The organism is Pseudoalteromonas sp. SR45-5, assembly GCF_014163565.1.
GTDB classification, from domain to species: domain Bacteria; phylum Pseudomonadota; class Gammaproteobacteria; order Enterobacterales; family Alteromonadaceae; genus Pseudoalteromonas; species Pseudoalteromonas distincta.
Map to the genome: position 1 here is coordinate 1 of NZ_JACJDN010000370.1, position 4017 is coordinate 4017.

A 4017-nucleotide genomic window follows, 5' to 3' on the forward strand; every position below is an offset into this window, starting at 1 on the left:
CCGTGAACTATAGCCTTTGTCTAGTTTACAGAATTTTTGTTATTTTAAAAATCAGAGAAATGTATTTATAGGCATTAAGCAACCCGAACTCAGGCTAAAAAAACTATCTCAAGCCGCTATTGAATTGACGCGAAAGTTTACTTTGTTTTCACTGTAGCAGCAGCTTAAAAACAAAAAAAACCTTGTCACTTTCGTGGCAAGGTTTTTTTATTAAAGAGTCGTTGCTTATTTAGCTGTGAAGCTTACAGGGCGACGTTCTTTACGAGGACCGCTGCGCTTATCACCGCGTGCGCCGTCATCTTTATTAAAGCTGCGTTTCTTATCACCAGCTGGACGCTCAGAGCGTTCGCCACGTGGTTCAGCAGGACCTTGATCAGTTGTAATTGTTAAGCCCATAGGGCGTTTACAAATAAACACTTTTTGGAAGTGATCAAGTACATCTTTAGGCATGTTTTGCGGTAATTGAACCGTGCTGTGATTGTCGTGTAGACGAATATCACCAATAAACTTGCTTGAGATGTCAGCTTCGTTAGCGATAGCGCCAACAATATTTTTAACCTGAACACCATGTTCACGACCTACTTCGATACGGTACGTATCCATAGGACCTGCATCACGGCTGTTACGTTCGCGAGGTTTACGCTCAGCGCGTTCACCACCACGTTCGCCGCCACGTTCGTTACGACGTCCACGGTCACCACGATCGTTGCGTGAATTGCGGTCGTTACGCTCGTTACGTTCACGAGGTTGAATCTTAACTTCTTCAACTTTAATTGGCGATTGTTGCTGTGCTAAACACAGTAACGCACCCGCTAAGCTTTCAAGAGGAAGATCAAGTTTTTCAGCCATGTTAGTAGCTACTTCATTGAAGAACGTGATGTCTTTGTTTTCAAGCGCAATAGTTAATTTTGCTTGTAACGCTTCGATACGTTTTTCTTCAACAATTTTTGCTGTAGGTAATTCAACTTGAGCAATTTCAGACTTCGTATGACGAATGATATTTTTAAGTAAATAACGTTCGTTATGTTTTACGAATAAGATTGCTTTACCAGTACGACCAGCACGACCTGTACGGCCGATACGGTGAACGTAGGCTTCAGAATCTTGTGGGATATCGTAGTTGATAACTAAGCTTAAACGGTCAACATCAAGACCACGTGCCGCTACATCTGTTGCAATAACAATGTTTAGCATGCCACTTTTTAAGCGATCTACAGTGCGTTCACGTGCTTGCTGGTTCATGTCACCGTTAAGTGGAGCAGCAGAGAAACCTTCGCGCTCTAATAACTCAGCAAGTTGTACTGTATCGTTACGCGTACGTACGAAAACAATAGCACCTTCATATTGCTCAGCTTCTAAGAAGCGAACAATTGCTTTATTTTTATGTACGCTTGCATTCCAAAACACTTGCTCAACAGATGATACTGTAGAGTTACGCGCAGAAATATGAACCTGTTCAGGGTTATTCATATACTTGCTGCTGATGTTTTGAATTTGCTTAGGCATAGTCGCAGAGAAAAGACATGTTTGCTTTTCGCGCGGTGTTTTTTCCATGATGCTTTCTACATCATCGATAAAGCCCATACGTAACATTTCATCGGCTTCATCAAGTACAAGTGCTTGTAGAGCATCAAACTTGATAGTGCCACGGTTAATGTGATCGATTAAACGACCTGGAGTTGCAACAATAACCTGAGCGCCACGACGAAGTGCGCTTAATTGGATACTGTAGCTTTGGCCACCATAGAGTGCCAATACTTCAATACCACGAACATGTTTAGCATATTGTTCGAATGCCTCAGCAACTTGGATCGCAAGCTCACGTGTTGGTGTGAGTACAAGGATCTGTGGCTGTTTCACAGACGGGTCAATATTATTTAGTAATGGCAGTGCAAATGCTGCGGTTTTACCTGTACCCGTTTGAGCTAGTCCCAGTACGTCCTTTCTTTCTAGCAATAACGGTATACATTGAGCTTGGATTTCAGATGGTGTCTTGTAACCCAACTCTTCAACTGCCTTCAAAATTGCAGGAGAAAGATTTAGAGATTCAAACGTGACTGGTTCTGACATTAATACGCCTCAACGAATTTAAAGAGGCGCGCATTATATAGGATTCGCGAGGCAAATGCTTGTATAAATTGAAACTAATTTCTATGTGTTTGATGTTGGTCGAAATTTAACCAGTTTGATTTGGGGTTTATTAAACTGGTTAACATATTTAATACAACGCTTATTTGTACAAGCCTAGGTTTTCTTTTGCGTAAGCTTCAAATTCTGTAAATCCACCGATGTGATTTTGATCCACAAAAATTTGTGGAACGGTAGGGCAAGGTTTACCAGCTGACTTTTCAAGGTCGGCTTTACTAATGCCTTCTTTAATTATATCGATGTAGCGAAATTTAAAGTCATCACGTTCATTTGATAGTTGCTCCGCAACATCTTTTGCACGAACACAATATGGACAACCTTCACGGCCAAAAATTACAGTTAACATAGCTTTCTCCTCAATTTGATTTAAATCAGTTTAAATGATTGAAAAATTATTTAAAGCAAAAAAAATCGATTACACCATTCTAATAAAAACTATAAATCATATATTGCATATCAATATGATTTGCAAAATGCGAATGAGAAACTAAAGCGCTGTCTGTCTAATACTTAAGTATATGAATGCAAGTGTGTTTACAAGAACTAATTTGTGGCACATAACTTGATGATTAAGAGGTATACATTGGGTTAACGAGAATACTTTATGAATATTAATAGTCACGTTTTAGAAATTATCCAAGGGGTAATCGGTAAATATTGTAAAACCCAAGATCGAAATTTTTCAGTTACTTTAATTAACAAGTTGCAATGTAACTACGTTTGTTTGCAAATCCCTCTTGAGCAAATGATTGCGCAATGCGAGGAATTTCTGATTCCAGCGCTAGCATCTGTAAAGCAGAGCTTTTTACTTAACCTAGAAGCAAATATACAAGGGGTTAGCCTTCATTACCAGATTGATGATTCTGAGCAAGTAAGCACGCTGGATTTTCATGGGCTTTTAGCAACAAAAGAGTCTGTTAGTTTGGCACTTGATATTAGCCAAAATATAGACGTTCTAACTGATTGTGAGGCGTTATTTAAAAGTTGTTTAATAACATCGGATAATACCCATGAGCGCTTTGGCTTAAATTTTAAATTATTCAATAGCACTTTTAAGGAAACGGTACAGATTGAGGATTTACGTCACCTTAGTGGTGATGCGCTAACTGATAAACTAAATGGTGACAGCATAAATAGACACATAAAGTTATGCACTATTAGCGACATTAGTGAGCTGAGCCAAGAGAATAAACTATCTAAAAAAATATTAGGTTGGCCATTTTTTGATACTGACCTCATTACCATTTTAACAACATTTCATACGCAAACACGTTTATCTGTATTAGTGGCGGATGATAGCTTACCAAGCCAAATTGCAACAAAAGTGATGCTCGAAATGCTGGGCTGCTTAGTAACATGTGCAGAAAATGGCGCTAGTGCTTTAACGCTTGCTCAAAATGAACCATTTGATTTACTGCTCTTAGATGAGCGCATGCCAGGAATGTTTGGCAGTGACGTAGCACAGCAATTGGTGCGTCAAAATACCCCTAATAATGATACACCTAAAGTTATTTTAACGGGGCTAACAGGGGATGAGCAGATAGCTGAGTTATTTGAAAAAGGTATTACGCACTATTTACAAAAACCAGTGACCAAAGCAGTGCTCGAAAAGTTTATTAAACCTTGGCAATTAGCGTCTTAAATTGGTTAATAAGGTGGCAATGATGCATGACTTTTCTAAAACAGCGCTTATTTTGATTGGTTTTCAAAATGATTACTTTTCACCAAAAGGTATTTTGTATGACGTGGTTGAAGAGTCGTCAAGAATTACTGGCGTGGTAGAAAATACACTCTCTTTATTGACCGCCTGTGCAGAGCATTTTGCGCTAGTTGTTAATACACCCATTCATTTTACACAAAACTACAGTG

Annotated in this window: 3 protein-coding genes and 1 pseudogene; 2 read left to right on the forward strand and 2 right to left on the reverse strand. The window is 39.0% G+C overall.

Translation table 11 applies throughout. The annotated features are described in order from the left end of the window. Positions 1-225 precede the first annotated feature (225 nt). Both H5072_RS13450 and H5072_RS13455 read right to left on the reverse strand, forming a co-directional pair. Complete coding sequence (locus H5072_RS13450; protein WP_024606656.1) at positions 226-2070, reverse strand: DEAD/DEAH box helicase; 1845 nt, start codon at positions 2068-2070, stop codon at positions 226-228. Between the two features lie 160 nt (positions 2071-2230). Next, the gene (locus H5072_RS13455; RefSeq protein ID WP_024595981.1) at positions 2231-2494 is read right to left on the reverse strand and encodes a GrxA family glutaredoxin; all 264 of its coding nucleotides are present in this window, start codon (positions 2492-2494) and stop codon (positions 2231-2233) included. A gap of 258 nt (positions 2495-2752) precedes the next feature. On the opposite strand from H5072_RS13455, the gene H5072_RS13460 reads away from it, so the two are divergent. Next, the gene (locus H5072_RS13460; protein WP_259395952.1) at positions 2753-3790 is read left to right on the forward strand and encodes a response regulator; all 1038 of its coding nucleotides are present in this window, start codon (positions 2753-2755) and stop codon (positions 3788-3790) included. Between the two features lie 19 nt (positions 3791-3809). After that, positions 3810-4017, forward strand: a pseudogene (locus H5072_RS13465) (isochorismatase); the annotation flags it as partial.